The organism is Neobacillus sp. 19 (assembly GCF_049463095.1).
Classification (GTDB): Bacteria; Bacillota; Bacilli; order Bacillales; family Cytobacillaceae; genus Neobacillus.
This window is the reverse complement of the sequence record NZ_JBMPZU010000052.1, coordinates 22487-37465: the sequence shown is the minus strand read 5'-3', so window position 1 is coordinate 37465 and position 14979 is coordinate 22487. Positions and strand designations below refer to the sequence as shown.

Below are 14979 nucleotides of genomic sequence, written 5' to 3'. Positions count from 1 at the left end.
CCGACAGTTCCCAATAAATACCTTTCTTTTTGCCTCGAAAAAGTCTATATTTAAAAGGGTGAAACTTTTTATACATATACATCGACTAATATTAATGAACGGGGAGGGGAATTGATGGACTCCGTTTTCGATGAGCTATATCAAAAATATCATCATGACGTTTTTCAATTTCTATTTTATATGGTTAGAAACAAAGAACAAGCTGAAGATCTTGTCCAGGGAAGTGTCTATTCGGGTATTTAAGTCCTATCATCGTTTTGAAGGAAAAAGCAGTGAAAAAACATGGCTGTTTTCGATTGCAAGAAATGTAGCTATAGACTTTTTCCGTAAACAAAAGGGGTGGAAGGATAGAATACTCGAAAAATTTGATTGGTCTACCAATCAAGTAAAAGATGAGTATCCAATTCCAGAAGAAATAACCGTACAAAACGAAGAAATTAGATGGATTTATAAATGTCTTGAATTTTGCACACTGGATCAGCGTTCGGTTATCATTTTACGATACCTTCATGATTTATCTATTTCGGAAACAGCCCAAGCTTTAGGGTGGACGGAAAGTAAGGTTAAAACTACACAGCACCGCTCCTTAAAGGTCTTAAAGAAGCATATGGAAATGTTTTTTGAAAAGGAGGGATTAACTAGTGAAAAAGTCAGAGTGGAGCGATAGAGAGCTCGAAGAATTATTAAGGCAAATGCCAAGAATACAAGATCATCGCGATCCTCGTGACATTTACCAAAATCTTTCTTTAAAAAAGCGTAAAAGGAAACCTTGGCTGCTCCCGGGCATCGCTGCAGTGGCTGCACTACTTCTATTTTTTATCTTAGCCCCAAAATTAATGGATGGGACAAATATCTCCTTTGATCAAACAACAGAGGAAAAATCATCAGCAACCAAAGAAATAGCAGTTGCTGACAAGGATTCGAACATTCTTCTAAAGAAAGAAGATGCTTCATCAAAAGAACAAGCATATACGGGAACGGCACAGACGGAGTTAGCGAAAGGCGGAAGCATAAAAACGGCTGTTTATGATGCCGATGTAGAAAGCGGTAAGGTATTTACCTACTGGATTCCGGATCCGCAAGCGCAAATACTTATACCAGTTTCCACAATTATCAATGATACCGAGGAGCAATCTTGGCTTACTGTATATACCAAGAACATGGAAAATTTAAAAGAAGCGGAATGGGGGTTATCAGACTTCTATCCCTTAAAGGTGACGATGGTGCTAGATGAAAAAACAAACACTGTCTTGGTTGATGTTCCGGCCGACCATCAGTATGGACAAGGGGCTGCCACCGAAACCAATTTTTTAAATATATTAAAAAAGGACATAGCCTCTAATAGCAGCAGTATTAAGAAAATTAAATTTTCTACCAATGGTGTACCGGGAATCGAACTTGGGAATTATGGGTCGATGAACGAATTAGATGTTGTTCAAGAAACAAAACATGCTTTTTTATTTTATTATCCTGAAGGTAGTGAAATTCCATATTTAACAACCACTAAAGAAACATTTAACGATATTAATCAGGCGATTGAAGCAATGAAGTCAGATCAGCCGCAATTGGGATTAAAGAGTTCACTAAAGCCCCTGCTCCCATTACACGATGTGTCTGTCATTGATAAAACATTATATGTATCATTAAAGGGAAATACTAGTCTGCAAGACAACCAGCAGACAACAACTTCTTTTGAGTCATTACTAATGACAGCAAAGGAATTTGGACTTGAAAAAGTAGTAGTTAAGGATTCTGTGCTCCCACATATCGGTCCATTTGATTTATCATTAGAGCAGAAGGTTCCATTAGCGCCAAATTTGCAGAATATAGATTGATTCTTTAAATCAACCAACCTGGTTGATTTTTTTTTATGAATAAAATAGCAAAGGTCTCCAAATTATAACAACTATGCTTAGGTCTCTTCTCAGTTGTGCATTGTGGTCTAAACGTGAACCAATGCACATATGGTGTGGAGGAGAGGACAAGATATATTAAGGAGGATATAAAAAGAATGCGTGATTATATTAAAAGATTTTTAATTGCCATTATTATGGCGCTCTGTGTAAGCTTATTATTTTTAGGAGGTAAACATTCGGAGGCAGCGGGTGTTCAAGAATCTAAGAGAATGTATGAACAATGGATTTGGCCGGCAGACGGTGTCATTTCCGATACATATGGAACAAGGCAAGGAAAACATAAAGGAATCGATATTGCTGGAAAATTGGACGCATCAGTGCTGGCTGTTGATGATGGAACGGTTGTCAAGTCCTACTATTCTAATACATATGGTAATGTGATTTTTATTAAACATCCCAGTAATTTTGTAACGGTTTATGCTCACTTAAACAGACGGATAGTGTCAGTTGGCCAAACGGTTAAACAAGGTGATGTAATCGGAAAAATGGGAAGGACTGGACAAGCTACCGGAACCCATCTTCATTTTGAAACTCATCAATTAGAATGGAGATATGATAAGAAATATGCATTGAACCCAGAAAAGATTTTGGGTAAGGCAGATGTCGGTGAATTCGTCCAAGGAGGCATTGCAAGTATTGGAAATCATGTCTTAGCAGCAAACAGCCTGCCGCATATGGATGGCGGTACATCGCAAATTAACACTGTAAAATATACTGTTAAACAAGGGGATACTCTATCCGCTATTGCTCGAAAACAAAATACTTCTGTAGAAAGAATTAAACAAATAAACAATCTGACAACTGATCTCATTAAGCCAAATCAAACGTTAATTGTTCAATAATATCCTAGAAACCCGTTGGCATTTGTCAGCGGGAATTTTTTTACTTTTAGAAAAGTGACAATTAAAGAACATAGGAAACCTTATACTTAACAAATAAGAATTTCTTTAGTATAATAAAGTTGTAATTTAATATCGATCTATCTTCGGGGCAGGGTGAAATTCCCGATCGGCGGTATTTGGAGCAATGCTCCATGAGCCCGCGAGCCTTTATAAGGCAGGATTTGGTGCGATTCCAAAGCCGACAGTATAGTCTGGATGGGAGAAGATGGAGGTTCTGCAGACGTTCAAAAAATGTTGATTTATCGAACGTTTATTAAGCGTGCCTTTGTAAAATCCCTCAAGCGATTTGTCTTGAGGGATTTTTATATACTTGGGCCGTCTTTTGGCTGAACCTCTCTTCCTTATGCGATGGATCAAAAAAGGAGAGAGGAAGATGAAAGAAATGAAGAAAACGAAGAAAATATCGGTAAAAGCGTATGTGTCAATTGGGATGTTGAGCAGTATAGCCTACCTATTAATGCTTTTAAATTTCCCGCTGCCGCTATTCCCTAATTTTTTGTTTGTCGATTTCAGTGACATTCCTGCATTGATTGCCGCTTTAATTTTCGGGCCGATAGCAGGAATATTAGTAGAGTTATTTAAGAATATTCTAAATTATATAGCGACAGGAAGCCAAACCGGTATTCCTGTAGGCCATATTGCCAATTTCCTAGCAGGAATTGTCTTTATCCTGCCAACTTATTTTGTTTATAACAAACTCAGGACTAAAAAGGGAATGACCCTTGGATTAATCGCTGGGACCGTAATAATGGGCGTTGTAATGAGCATTTTAAATTATTTCTTCATATTACCAGCCTACACAGTTCTCATGGGTTTTCCAGATATGCGTAATTTAGTGGTACCGGCAATCCTGCCTTTTAATATTCTAAAAGGTATCATGATGTCTGTTATCTTTATGCTGTTGTTTATTCGGTTGCAGGCATGGATTAAAAAATTATCAACAACTGTAAAAAGTGCATAAAAAAGCAGCAGGGAATTTCTTTATCCCTGCTACTTTTTATTTTATAAAGTAAAAACCCCGTCTGAAAAGACGGGGATTAGTAGCTTAAGAATATTACATGGGTAAAAAGATTATTCGAATTTTGTTGGGTTACCATCGAATGCTTCGTCTGCAACTTTAATTGAATCCGTTGGGCATCCTTCAAATGCATCCATCATGTCATCGATTAAAACATCCGGAATTTCAACGATTCCTTCGTTATCGTCAAGAGTTACATATGCAATGCCTTCATCATCGTAATCATAAATATCTGGTGCTGCTGCGCCACATGCACCACATGCGATGCAAGTTTCCTTATCAACAATCGTGTACTTTGCCATGAAAAAAAACCTCCCAGTTAAATAACAATAATTAGTTTAACATGTTTCCCAAGAAAAAATGGAAACGCATTACTCATATCTATTGTAAATCTGTATCAACAACTTTTCAATAGAAAAATACTAATTAAACATGGGAGCATTAAATTCAATTTCACAAACTTATACATTTTAGAATAACAAGTCCCTTCATTTCATGGTAAAATAAAATAAGAAAAATCGGAGAATTTGTCGATATAATGTAGAAAAAGTGGTGTAGCAAAATGCTGCAAGTTGAAGCCATCATTCTTTATTGTTTACAACAGCTAAATAGTGACCGGACAATTTACTCTGTCTATCACCTTTTGAATGGAAAAAAGTCATCACAAACGCTTCAGGATGCTCATTTATTTTCTTTGAAGAGATTTTTTGGGATTTACGAAACATTAACAAGGGAATCCTTCGATGAAATAATCGATTCGATGTTCAGAAACCAATGGATTCACCGTTCGGGGGAGCAGCATTATCTTCTAACGCATTCTGGCAAATTGTTTTTAGAAAAGAATCCATTGCCATCCTATATAGATGGGTGGAGCTATCACTCATTTACTTCAGTGTTTTGGGAAAGACTGGCTCTATTTATTCAGGTTACGTCAAATCTTGTGTATGGGGAGTCAGGGTATCTCCCCATACAGAAAAACAAAGATGTTCATCGCTGGATGAAATCTTCCTTAAAGCAACTCAGAGTGTCAAAGAAAGAGTTAGGCAGGATTGTATACTCCGAGTTGAGAGAATGCCTTAATGATACGAAGGATATCGATCCCTCTAATCTGGTATTTCGATTAACTGGTTTTCAGCAAATTGGTCTAACTCCACATCAACTGATGAAAAGGTTAAATAGTGACATTCATAATTACCATATTGGTTTTATTCATACACTTCATTATTTGATACAAACGATTCAGCAAAATCCTAAGCGCTTTCGTGTGTTAACACTTCTTATCCAAGATTTTCATCAGCGGGATGAATTAACTCTTTCATCTAGACGAACATGGAATTTATTAAGCCAAGGCTTATCCCCTGACAAGATTGCTGAGTTCAGACAGTTGAAATTAAGTACGATTGAAGATCATCTTGTAGAATTTGCCTTAAATGTTGATCATTTCTCAATAGATTCCTATGTTGACAACGCGTTACAAATAAAGATTTTAGAAATATCCCGGCAGAATGGTACCAGGCAGCTAAAACTGATTAAGGACCAATTGGAATCAGCGACTTATTTTCAAATAAGATTAGTGCTGGCAAAGTATGGTGATAGATAATGGAATTAGATACACTTTTAAACAAGCACTTTGGATTTCAATCCTTTAAAACTGGCCAAAAAGAAGTGATTTCGGCAGTACTTGCAGGTCAGCATACATTGGCTATGCTTCCAACAGGTACCGGGAAATCCTTGTGTTACCAGCTTCCGGGTTATATCCTAAAGGGGCAAATTTTGATCATTTCTCCTCTTCTTTCCTTAATGCAAGATCAAGTCGAGCAATTTAAGCGGTTTGGGGAGAAGAGAGTTATAGCGTTGAATTCATTTCTTTCTCATGCAGAAAAAAATAATGTTCTTCTTCATTTAAAGGAATATAAGTTCATTTTCATTTCTCCTGAAATGCTGCGTGTTCCTTTTATTTTAAGGTTGCTGCAACAACTAACCATTTCTTTATTTGTTGTCGATGAAGCTCATTGTATATCCCAATGGGGTCTTGACTTTCGCCCCGATTATTCTAAATTAGGTGACATCCGGAATAAGTTAGGGAATCCGCTCACCCTTGCACTTACTGCAACAGCTACCAAAAAGGTCCGTGAGGATATTATTGATTCTTTAGGCCTTAATGAAGTAGTGAAAATTGAATCCTCAGCAGACCGCCCTAATATTGCTTTTTATGTAGAAGAATTATCAGATTACCATGATAAGCAAAACCGGCTAATGACCCTTGTTTCACGTCTGAAAAAACCGGGAATTATTTATTTTTCCAGTAAAAAAATTGCAGAACAAATGGCGGCTCTGCTTGATGAAAAAGGCATCTGTCGGGTAATGGCCTATCATGGGGGATTGGATCAAAATACGAGAATTTTAATCCAGCAGCAGTTTATCCATGACCAGCTGGATGTCATTTGTGCAACGAGTGCCTTTGGAATGGGAATCAACAAAGAAAATATTCGTTTTGTTATCCATTACCATATGCCGATGCAAATTGAATCGTATCTTCAGGAAATTGGCAGGGCCGGCCGTGATGGAAACCCCAGTGTTGCTATTTTATTATCCTCCCCTGGAGATGAACAACTCCCGCTTCAGCTTGCAGAAAGCGAACTGCCCTCAGACCAGCAAATTGATTGGTTATTTGCAAACAAGCAGGTAGATGGGCTGCAAAGAGATGGCAAAATGGAACTAAATCCGCAATTAAGAGAACTGGGTGGGTTTTCAGATATTCAGTGGAGAATTATTGAGGACTTTATTATGAATCACCCTGAAAAGGGCTGCTCTCCTGAAATGTTAGGGAGTGCCCTGAAGGAATTTGTGAAAAAACGTGTTACCGCGAAGGTTTATAATGTTTTTCAAATGAAAAAATGGGTGGAGTCCACTTCGTGCAGACGCGAACGGGTCCTTCAATATTTTGATGAGATATTGCAAAAAAAGGTTTCCTCATGCTGTGACATTTGTGGTTTTGAGCTACAGGATTATCAATCTACCCAAAATGGAACACCTGATAAATCACGTGTTGAAAAGTGGGAGGATTACCTTGCTAAAATTTTAATCAATAGTGAGTTGAGTGAATGAAAAAGAAGTATAATGAATTAATCGAAAGTTTAACGGATAAAGAACTGCTTTATCATCTTTATTTAACCCAGATCATTCTCTTAGCTATCTCTCTTATTTTAGGTTTTCTTTTATATGATCATTTCTCGTATCTTCATCAAATCCGCTTACGTGATGTTGATATCGTTGCAATCGGCGTGCCTGCAGGTGTTGCTGTGGTCGTAATGGATATTGTATTAATGAAATGGCTGCCTTCTTCCTATTATGACGATGGAGGATTAAATGAAAGAATCTTTAAAAATAGAAATGTGTTTCATATTCTTGTCATTGCTCTAATTGTCGCATTTAGTGAGGAATTGCTTTTTAGAGGAATCATACAAACAAAAGTGGGTCTTATCGTGGCCAGTCTTATTTTTGCTATAATCCACTATCGGTACCTTTTTAATTGGTTTTTATTTTTGAATATCGTCCTGCTTAGCTTTTTAATAGGTATGATATACGAATGGACAGGAAATTTAGCAGTAACCATAATAATGCACTTCATTATTGATTTCCTATTAGGCTTATATATTAAATTTAGACATACAACCCTTAATGAAAAACAGGGAGGGGAGCTCCGTGAATAAAGAAGAACCATACAGAGATCAGGCGGAAAGATTAAAGAAGCGGATACAAAAAATAAATGATAAGGTCGAAGCCGGCGACAAATTGCCCCCAAGAGAACAAGTGCACCGTCAAAAAAAGAAGAAAACCAAATGGAAGCTAAAGTATCCAGTCATTCGGTTATTAGTCTTATGTTTTATTCTTCTGCCAATCATTATTTTTAGTGTGATTTCCTACCGTGATAACGGGAAAAAAATAAATGGGATTGAAAAAACGTCTGGAAGTTCTGTGGGGTACGAAACCATCAATCTTGAAAAGCCGAATCAAGCTGATGAAACCGTTGTTGAGGAACCTAGAGAAACGGTTGAAGAGAACATTGACTTGAAAGAAGAGGAAGAAAAGAGTAAAACGATTCAGGATGTGGCAGGCCAATCCAATTCTAGCAATAATTCCAACTCAACCGTTCAGGCATCTAGTTCAAATGAAGCAGCTGCTAATAAGCAGGCTCCAGAAAATAACAGTCAGCAGCAAACAGTGACTGTTAAAAATGAAACAAATGCAACTTCAACGGAAAAAACAAGTAAGGTTGTTTATCATACGGTTAAACCACAAGAAACACTTTTTAAAATTGCGATGACCTATTATCAATCACAGAAAGGTATCGACATTATTAAGAAAGCAAATAGGCTGCAAAATGAAGGTATCTATGCTGGTCAAGTATTAAAAATCCCTTTAGACAATTAGCCGATCACACCGATCGGTTTTTTTCTATGCCTATAAACATAATTCGTTGGACAAGGTCATAAGTATATAGGGAGAAATGGAGGGTGATAGCTAATGGATTCTCCAATCCAATTACTTGAACATACTGATAAAGCAACGAAGCAAATGTTAGAAAATGTAAGGAAGAGGAAGAAAAAGTTTGATGACACGAAAATGTGGCATTTTATGACGATTTATGCAACACTGTTTTGTGCCTTTATTTTTGTTGTTTATTTCTATATAACGATTGTCAAACATTATTCTAATTCCTACCTATCGATGTTATCTGTAACTTTAAAGGATACGGCTGCCGTGTCTTTATTAGCGTTAACACTAATCGGACTCGGTGCAATGAATTTGTTAAAACAGCAAAAGGAAAAAAAAGAAAAGGAATACCAGGAGTTAAGGTGTGAAATAGTTGACCGAAGTAAGGATTTATGGAAAAAAGAAGAGGAATGGCAGAACCGCCACATTGTCTTTGAAATCATGAAAAAGCAGTATGATATCAATCTGTACCACGAAAAGAAATAAGAAGCAGACCTCTGCTGCCTCTTATTTCTTTTAAAATATCTTCTTTTTATCACGTTCTTCTTTTAATATTTCTACTGCTTCACGGAATCTAAGTGAGTGAATGATCTCCCGTTCACGCAAAAATCGCAGACTATCATTGATATCAGGATCATCACTCATGTTAATCAGCCATTGATAAGTAGAGCGTGCTTTTTCTTCAGCGGCTATATCCTCATAGAGGTCTGCGATGGGATCACCTTTTGCTTGAATATACGTTGCTGTCCAAGGGGTTCCGGCAGCATTATGATAATGTAACGCACCATCATGATCTGCATAATGTGCCCCCAGCCCAGCTGCCTTTAATTGCTCTGGGGTGGCGTCTTTTGTTAACTTATACACCATGGTTGCAATCATTTCGAGATGGGCAAATTCCTCGGTACCAATATCTGTAAGAAGGCCGATGACTTTATCGGGTATCGTATATCTTTGATTTAAATATCGCAGTGCTGCTGCAAGTTCTCCGTCAGCGCCGCCATATTGCTCAATTAAATATTTTGCAAGTGTTGGGTTACAAGTACTGACACGAACAGGATATTGTAATTTCTTTTCATAAACCCACATTTACTTCGCTCCCTCCCCAATTACTTCGATAACTGTCTAGCTCCAGTCCATACGCAGCTAAACGGGCGCTTCCTCTTTTAAACTTGCCAAGGCCACGGTGTGTCGTCCCAATTCCAAGGGTAACCGGAGTAACTGTTTCCATATTGCAATAAGGGACCAAATTGGCTTTCAAATTCCTTTTTTAAACGTTTTCTTTCTTTTGCATAATGGTTAAATTGGTGGATTGCCTCAATGTCATCATTGTGGGTATCCAGGTACAGTGTCAGCTCGACTAAAACAAAGTCAACGGCTTGAAGCTGCTCCATTAATTGATAGTATTCCGCAGGTACTTGTTTCATGTTGAAAGTCCCCCTTTCGCCTTCTCTAAAGGGTTAAAGTATGGGTCATATAGTTCTTTCCAAAGCGTACCCGCTCTTAAAGCTTCAAGCGGCGTAAATTGAGGCAGGTTTGGTGGTTGAAACCTCATATATAAATGAGGCGGGGTAGAATAGGTTTTTGTTGTAATTGGTTGACAAGGGTCAAACGGACTCGCATAAGGATGATACGATTTATGATGAGTATTCATAGTAGCCCTCCCTTTATTCAGCATCAACTAATCATATGAACGATTTCCTGTAACATGACATAAATCTTTAATATCTTAAAGGATTTTTTTAGGTCCCGTCGAAGTATAATGAAGAAGAAGGATTACTACTATGAGGTGATGGGAATTGTTCGTAAAAAATATCATGATACCAAAGCATGAATGTTATACGGCGCAAGCTGATGTAACCCTAAAAGATGCTTTAGAATTATTAGAAAAGTATCAAATTGATGGATTACCTGTCCTACAAGGAGATAAGTATGTAGGAGTTGCTACAAGATATAACATCTATGAAGCCTATTTTCTGTCCAATCAACCAAGAGAAGAATATTTAGCTTCAACTTTGGTTAAAGATGCTGCAACACATCAAAGTAAGTTTTTACAAGGCGAAGAATTATTTGAGAGAACACTTATTGATTTGAAAGATTTCCCATTATTGGCTGTTGTTGATGCAAATGAAAATTTCCTTGGGATTGTTACTCGTGCGGATGTAATTAGTTCGTTTGAAAGTGCGTTTGGTGTAAATCGTCCCGGTGTCAGAATTGCTTTTACATCAGTTGAAACGGAAGGAAGGATTGCCCGCCTTTCTGAAATTGCTCACCAATTCCATGAACACATCATTTCTCTTGTAACCTTCGACGAAACTGATAAACTAGTCCGAAGAATAGTGATGAAGATTGAAAAGAAAGACAATATAAATCGATTTACTAAAAAACTAGAGGAACATGGATTCCGTATATTAAGTATTCAGGAAGACGAATAAATGGAATAGGGAAAGATTGAAATTCCTTCTCATACATTAGTATGGGAGGAATTTTTTTTGTGGTATGATTTCTATACAACTATTTAGCAAGGAAAAGGGGAAAAGAGTGATATGAATATATTTTTTGTTGGAGTGTTGATAGTAGGGGGAGGACTTCTCCTGCTTTTATATATGGTTCGTGAAGCATTTTTAAATAATGTAGCAGAGCATGAATTACACTTTTCGGATTTTCCTGCATCTTTCGGCAAGGTGACGATTTTTTTTATTTCAGATATTCATCGGCGAACCGTTTCAGATAGAATTATTCAAGAAATTAAAGGTAAGGCTGACCTTGTCATCATAGGGGGGGATCTAACCGAAAAAGGTGTTCCTTTTGAAAAAGTAAAATCAAATTTATTAAAATTAAAGGAAATTGGCCCTGTTTACTTTGTTTGGGGAAACAATGATTATGAAGTTGATTTTCGTAAATTGGATGCCATTCTGCTCGATTTAGGTGTAAAGGTATTAGCTAATACTTCAGTGACCTTTGAGTCAGAAATCGGAGAGAAATTGTGTTTACTTGGGGTAGATGACCTGAGTCAGGAACGAGATCGGCTTGATCTAGCCCTTTTCGATGCGGAGAGAAATAGTTTCAAAATTTTGGCCAGCCACTTTCCAGCAATCACGGAAAAGATTTTCCCTGAGCACGAAATTCGCTTAGTGTTAAGTGGACATACTCATGGGGGACAGATTCATCTATTCGGGTACAGTCCATATAAAAGAGGAGGAATAAAAAAATTAAACAGCACTATTCTTCTCATTAGTAATGGTTATGGAACTACCGCTCTTCCATTAAGGCTGGGGGCTCCGGCGGAGACTCATCTTATTACGATAAAGCGGGGAACAAATGAGTAACGGTAAGGTAGACAATTCACCAATGAAACCCTAAGGCATAAACTGAAAATAAGAGTTATGTCACGGCAGGGGGCAAAAGCATGCGCTTAGAACGCTTAACGGCCAATAAAATTAAAATCTTTTTAACATCTGATGATTTGTTTGAAAGAGGGCTTTCCAAAGAAGATATTTGGAAAGATTCAAGCAAGTGGAATCAGCTCTTTCATGATATGCTGGAAGAGGCGAGCGAGGAATTTGATGTTGATATCCAGGGCTCTGTGGCTGTTGAAATATTCTCCCTTCAGGCACAGGGGATGATTTTGATCATTACGGTTGATGAAGTAAAAGATGATGAAGACTTATTGTATGACGGGTACATCGAAATGCAGGTTAGGGTTGAAGGCTGTGAGGAACTCTTATACGAGTTTGTAGAATTTGAAGATATCATCAGCCTTTCAAAAAGGTTGTCTTACATTGACATACTAGGTGGAAGTCTATATTCATTTCAAAATCGCTATTATCTTTTAATGGACCTGTCAGATGCGGCTAAAAAAGAAAAGGCAGCCTGCATATTATCTGAATATGGTAATCCCTCTATTCTTAGCCCTTTTGTGCTTGCTGAATATGGGAAACTAATCATTGAGCAGAAAACAGTGGAAACGATTTTGCATTTTTTTTATAACTGATGTAAAGGGGCAATTGCCCCTTTAAATATTTTAGACAGATTTATATGCAGATAGGCATAAAAAGGCCCTATAAAAAATGAATCTCAGCGTTTACATAGTAGTGCTTAAAAATAAATAAATGTGCGGTTTTCTTCTTGCATAAATCAATTAAACGTGTATACTTGTGACTGAAAGCGGACAACATTCGTAAAAGAGATTTCTTAGGAGGATTACAAATGGTAGCCGAAAATGGTACAGAAAAAACTAATCAAGTGGAAAAGAATGATGTGTTGAAATCAACACAAACAGTGATTCATAAAGCCCTTGAGAAGTTAGGTTATCCTGAAGAGGTATACGAGCTCTTAAAAGAGCCGTTACGTATGATGACAGTGAAAATTCCAATAAGAATGGATGACGGCTCAACAAAAATATTTACGGGATACCGTGCACAGCATAATGATGCAGTAGGTCCAACAAAGGGAGGAATTCGTTTTCACCCGGGAGTGACAGAAACAGAAGTGAAAGCCCTTTCAATTTGGATGAGCTTGAAATGCGGGATTGTTGATCTTCCGTACGGCGGCGGTAAGGGTGGGATCATTTGCGATCCTCGAGATATGTCCTTTAGAGAACTTGAAAGATTAAGCCGGGGATATGTAAGGGCAATCAGTCAAATTGTAGGGCCAACAAAGGATATTCCGGCACCAGATGTGTTTACAAATTCGCAAATTATGGCTTGGATGATGGATGAATACAGCCGAATCGATGAATTCAATTCTCCTGGTTTCATTACAGGCAAGCCGCTTGTCTTAGGAGGCTCGCACGGTCGTGAATCAGCGACCGCTAAAGGTGTAACGATCTGCATCCGCGAGGCCGCCAAGAAAAAAGGCATTCAAATTGAGGGTGCAAGGGTAGTTGTCCAAGGCTTCGGAAATGCGGGTAGTTATTTATCTAAATTTATGCACGATGCCGGGGCAAAAGTAATTGGAATTTCCGATGCGTATGGTGCCTTGTACGATCCAAACGGACTTGATATTGATTATCTTTTAGATAGACGAGACAGCTTTGGAACGGTAACGAAATTATTTAATAATACAATAACAAATAAAGAATTGCTTGAACTTGATTGTGATATTCTCGTTCCTGCTGCCATCGAAAATCAAATTACGGCAGAAAATGCTCATAATATTCGAGCCAGTATTGTTGTTGAGGCAGCAAACGGGCCGACTACTTTGGAGGCTACCGAAATTTTAACAGAGCGTGGCATTCTTCTTGTTCCAGATGTATTAGCATCTGCAGGCGGCGTGACTGTTTCCTACTTTGAGTGGGTTCAAAATAACCAAGGATACTATTGGACAGAAGAAGAAGTGGAAGAAAAGCTTGAAAAAGTGATGGTAAAATCATTTAAAAATATTTATGATACCGCCCAAACGCGCCGTGTCGATATGAGACTTGCAGCCTACATGGTTGGGGTTAGAAAAATGGCAGAAGCAAGCCGCTTCAGAGGGTGGATTTAAGTACTTTACATTGAATTATCATAAAAAAACTCCTATCATATACAAGGTAGGAGTTTTTTTTATATGGCCGAGAGGAAAGTATAACGTTCCTATCAGGCATAAGTGCAACTACGCCTCTGTCGTCGCCCTTAAGGGCTCGTCAGTCGGCGGGTTTTCTTTATAATCGTAATAAGGAGTGTATCCATTGTGCAATCAGAAGATATTATTATAATTGGCGGAGGTCCCTGTGGTTTAGCGGCGGCCATTTCACTACAGGAAATGGGGAGAAAGCCTTTAATTATTGAAAAGGGAAATGTGGTTAATTCCATTTATCATTATCCAACACATCAAACCTTTTTTAGCACAAGTGAAAAACTAGAAATTGGCGGAATGCCCTTTGTAACCGATAGCTATAAGCCCAAAAGAAACCAGGCCCTCGTCTATTATCGAGAGGTAGCAAAACGCAAAGAGCTCCGGATAAACTCATATGAGACTGTTACAAAAGTGGCAAAACAGAATCACCAATTTCATGTTTATACCGATAAAAATACGTATGCCGCAAAATACGTAGTCATTGCAACGGGTTACTATGATCACCCGAACTTCATGGAAGTCCCTGGTGAAGACTTACCAAAGGTTTTTCATTATTTTAAAGAAGCTCATCCATATTTTGATAAGGATGTTTGTGTTATTGGCGGAAAAAATTCAAGCGTTGATGCTGCTCTAGAACTCGTAAAGGCAGGAGCACGGGTAACCGTTTTGTATCGCGGTTCAGAGTATTCTCCAAGCATTAAACCTTGGATTCTGCCTGAATTTGATTCTTTAGTAAGAAATGGCATAATTACGTTGGAGTTTCGTGCAAGTGTTAAGGAAATCACTGAAAACAAGATTGTATATGTGAAAGATGGAAAACAAAATTCAATCAAAAATGATTTTGTTTTCGCAATGACCGGTTATCATCCAGACCATCAATTTTTACAATCTATGGGCATTAAAATTGATGTCGAAACGGGGAGGCCTCTATTTAATCCCGAGACAATGGAGACGAATATCAAGGGAATGTATATCGCCGGGGTCATTGCAGCTGGAAATAATGCAAATGAGATCTTCATTGAAAATGGCCGGTTCCATGGCGGACAAATCGCACGTTCTATTTTAGAAAATGACACAAAAGGATGATAAT

Annotated in this window: 17 protein-coding genes, 1 pseudogene and 1 riboswitch; of the genes and pseudogenes, 14 read left to right on the top strand and 4 right to left on the bottom strand. The window is 37.9% G+C overall.

What is annotated here, in order from left to right; translation table 11 throughout:
* Positions 1-114 precede the first annotated feature (114 nt).
* From sigX to ACO1D1_RS16250, 4 genes and pseudogenes are all read left to right on the top strand, one after another.
* Positions 115-667: pseudogene (sigX, locus tag ACO1D1_RS16265) on the top strand (RNA polymerase sigma factor SigX).
* Positions 642-1835: a hypothetical protein gene (locus ACO1D1_RS16260; protein WP_423336475.1), complete on the top strand. Its 1194-nt coding sequence runs from the start codon at positions 642-644 to the stop codon at positions 1833-1835. The pseudogene sigX and the gene ACO1D1_RS16260 overlap by 26 nt, the downstream one beginning before the upstream one ends.
* A 176-nt stretch (positions 1836-2011) precedes the next feature.
* The gene (locus tag ACO1D1_RS16255; RefSeq protein WP_149870834.1) at positions 2012-2758 is read left to right on the top strand and encodes a peptidoglycan DD-metalloendopeptidase family protein; all 747 of its coding nucleotides are present in this window, start codon (positions 2012-2014) and stop codon (positions 2756-2758) included.
* Between the two features lie 135 nt (positions 2759-2893).
* A riboswitch (FMN riboswitch) is annotated at positions 2894-3029 on the top strand.
* Between the two features lie 162 nt (positions 3030-3191).
* Positions 3192-3779, top strand: a complete 588-nt coding sequence (locus ACO1D1_RS16250) for an ECF transporter S component (protein ID WP_149870833.1) — start codon at positions 3192-3194, stop codon at positions 3777-3779.
* Positions 3780-3889: 110 nt separating this feature from the next.
* Here ACO1D1_RS16250 and ACO1D1_RS16245 read toward each other — a convergent pair whose 3' ends face one another.
* Positions 3890-4138 carry a ferredoxin gene (locus ACO1D1_RS16245; protein ID WP_098574836.1) on the bottom strand — a complete coding sequence of 83 codons (249 nt, stop codon included), beginning with the start codon at positions 4136-4138 and terminating at the stop codon, positions 3890-3892.
* A 260-nt stretch (positions 4139-4398) separates the two neighbouring features.
* Between ACO1D1_RS16245 and ACO1D1_RS16240 the strand changes: the two genes are divergently transcribed.
* The 5 genes from ACO1D1_RS16240 to ACO1D1_RS16220 all read left to right on the top strand — a co-directional run bounded on the left by ACO1D1_RS16240 (position 4399) and on the right by ACO1D1_RS16220 (position 8819).
* Entirely contained in the window at positions 4399-5436 is a 1038-nt protein-coding gene (locus ACO1D1_RS16240) for a helix-turn-helix domain-containing protein (protein WP_149870832.1), read from the top strand.
* A complete protein-coding gene (locus ACO1D1_RS16235; RefSeq protein ID WP_149870831.1) occupies positions 5436-6944 on the top strand; it encodes a RecQ family ATP-dependent DNA helicase in 1509 nt (502 codons plus the stop codon). The genes ACO1D1_RS16240 and ACO1D1_RS16235 overlap by 1 nt, the downstream gene beginning before the upstream one ends.
* The gene (locus ACO1D1_RS16230) at positions 6941-7549 is read left to right on the top strand and encodes a CPBP family intramembrane glutamic endopeptidase (RefSeq protein ID WP_149870830.1); all 609 of its coding nucleotides are present in this window, start codon (positions 6941-6943) and stop codon (positions 7547-7549) included. The genes ACO1D1_RS16235 and ACO1D1_RS16230 overlap by 4 nt, the downstream gene beginning before the upstream one ends.
* Positions 7542-8270 (top strand): LysM peptidoglycan-binding domain-containing protein, encoded by a 729-nt coding sequence (locus tag ACO1D1_RS16225; RefSeq protein WP_423336474.1) that lies wholly within the window; start codon positions 7542-7544, stop codon positions 8268-8270. Before ACO1D1_RS16230 ends, ACO1D1_RS16225 begins: the two co-directional genes overlap by 8 nt.
* Positions 8271-8363: 93 nt before the next feature.
* Positions 8364-8819, top strand: coding sequence for a DUF2663 family protein (locus ACO1D1_RS16220; RefSeq protein WP_149870828.1), 456 nt, complete (start codon positions 8364-8366; stop codon positions 8817-8819).
* A gap of 30 nt (positions 8820-8849) precedes the next feature.
* On the opposite strand, the gene cotJC is transcribed toward ACO1D1_RS16220, so the two are convergent.
* The 3 genes from cotJC to ACO1D1_RS16205 form a co-directional block, all read right to left on the bottom strand.
* The gene (gene cotJC / locus ACO1D1_RS16215) at positions 8850-9419 is read right to left on the bottom strand and encodes a spore coat protein CotJC (protein ID WP_423336473.1); all 570 of its coding nucleotides are present in this window, start codon (positions 9417-9419) and stop codon (positions 8850-8852) included.
* 77 nt (positions 9420-9496) lie between these two features.
* A complete protein-coding gene (locus tag ACO1D1_RS16210; protein ID WP_149870826.1) occupies positions 9497-9757 on the bottom strand; it encodes a spore coat protein CotJB in 261 nt (86 codons plus the stop codon).
* Positions 9754-9984 (bottom strand): spore coat associated protein CotJA, encoded by a 231-nt coding sequence (locus tag ACO1D1_RS16205; protein WP_149870825.1) that lies wholly within the window; start codon positions 9982-9984, stop codon positions 9754-9756. The genes ACO1D1_RS16210 and ACO1D1_RS16205 overlap by 4 nt, the downstream gene beginning before the upstream one ends.
* Positions 9985-10129: 145 nt before the next feature.
* On the opposite strand from ACO1D1_RS16205, the gene ACO1D1_RS16200 reads away from it, so the two are divergent.
* The 5 genes from ACO1D1_RS16200 to ACO1D1_RS16180 all read left to right on the top strand — a co-directional run bounded on the left by ACO1D1_RS16200 (position 10130) and on the right by ACO1D1_RS16180 (position 14975).
* Positions 10130-10765 carry a CBS domain-containing protein gene (locus ACO1D1_RS16200; protein WP_149870824.1) on the top strand — a complete coding sequence of 212 codons (636 nt, stop codon included), beginning with the start codon at positions 10130-10132 and terminating at the stop codon, positions 10763-10765.
* A gap of 111 nt (positions 10766-10876) precedes the next feature.
* Positions 10877-11659 (top strand): metallophosphoesterase, encoded by a 783-nt coding sequence (locus ACO1D1_RS16195; protein WP_423336472.1) that lies wholly within the window; start codon positions 10877-10879, stop codon positions 11657-11659.
* Between the two features lie 80 nt (positions 11660-11739).
* Positions 11740-12324 carry a genetic competence negative regulator gene (locus ACO1D1_RS16190; RefSeq protein ID WP_423336471.1) on the top strand — a complete coding sequence of 195 codons (585 nt, stop codon included), beginning with the start codon at positions 11740-11742 and terminating at the stop codon, positions 12322-12324.
* A gap of 215 nt (positions 12325-12539) precedes the next feature.
* The gene (locus ACO1D1_RS16185) at positions 12540-13817 is read left to right on the top strand and encodes a Glu/Leu/Phe/Val family dehydrogenase (RefSeq protein ID WP_149870821.1); all 1278 of its coding nucleotides are present in this window, start codon (positions 12540-12542) and stop codon (positions 13815-13817) included.
* A gap of 186 nt (positions 13818-14003) precedes the next feature.
* On the top strand, positions 14004-14975 hold the full coding sequence (locus ACO1D1_RS16180; RefSeq protein WP_149870820.1) for a YpdA family putative bacillithiol disulfide reductase: 972 nt from the start codon (positions 14004-14006) through the stop codon (positions 14973-14975).
* The last annotated feature ends 4 nt before the right edge of the window (positions 14976-14979 follow it).

What these genes read in the sequence shown, in the direction of transcription:
- ACO1D1_RS16255 (WP_149870834.1), top strand. Translation starts at nt 2,012, where the DNA reads ATGCGTGATTATATTAAAAGATTTTTAATTGCCATTATTATGGCGCTC.
- ACO1D1_RS16250 (WP_149870833.1), top strand. Translation starts at nt 3,192, where the DNA reads ATGAAAGAAATGAAGAAAACGAAGAAAATATCGGTAAAAGCGTATGTG.
- ACO1D1_RS16245 (WP_098574836.1), bottom strand. Translation starts at nt 4,138, where the DNA reads ATGGCAAAGTACACGATTGTTGATAAGGAAACTTGCATCGCATGTGGT.
- ACO1D1_RS16240 (WP_149870832.1), top strand. Translation starts at nt 4,399, where the DNA reads ATGCTGCAAGTTGAAGCCATCATTCTTTATTGTTTACAACAGCTAAAT.
- ACO1D1_RS16235 (WP_149870831.1), top strand. Translation starts at nt 5,436, where the DNA reads ATGGAATTAGATACACTTTTAAACAAGCACTTTGGATTTCAATCCTTT.
- ACO1D1_RS16230 (WP_149870830.1), top strand. Translation starts at nt 6,941, where the DNA reads ATGAAAAAGAAGTATAATGAATTAATCGAAAGTTTAACGGATAAAGAA.
- ACO1D1_RS16220 (WP_149870828.1), top strand. Translation starts at nt 8,364, where the DNA reads ATGGATTCTCCAATCCAATTACTTGAACATACTGATAAAGCAACGAAG.
- cotJC (WP_423336473.1), bottom strand. Translation starts at nt 9,419, where the DNA reads ATGTGGGTTTATGAAAAGAAATTACAATATCCTGTTCGTGTCAGTACT.
- ACO1D1_RS16210 (WP_149870826.1), bottom strand. Translation starts at nt 9,757, where the DNA reads ATGAAACAAGTACCTGCGGAATACTATCAATTAATGGAGCAGCTTCAA.
- ACO1D1_RS16205 (WP_149870825.1), bottom strand. Translation starts at nt 9,984, where the DNA reads ATGAATACTCATCATAAATCGTATCATCCTTATGCGAGTCCGTTTGAC.
- ACO1D1_RS16195 (WP_423336472.1), top strand. Translation starts at nt 10,877, where the DNA reads ATGAATATATTTTTTGTTGGAGTGTTGATAGTAGGGGGAGGACTTCTC.
- ACO1D1_RS16190 (WP_423336471.1), top strand. Translation starts at nt 11,740, where the DNA reads ATGCGCTTAGAACGCTTAACGGCCAATAAAATTAAAATCTTTTTAACA.
- ACO1D1_RS16185 (WP_149870821.1), top strand. Translation starts at nt 12,540, where the DNA reads ATGGTAGCCGAAAATGGTACAGAAAAAACTAATCAAGTGGAAAAGAAT.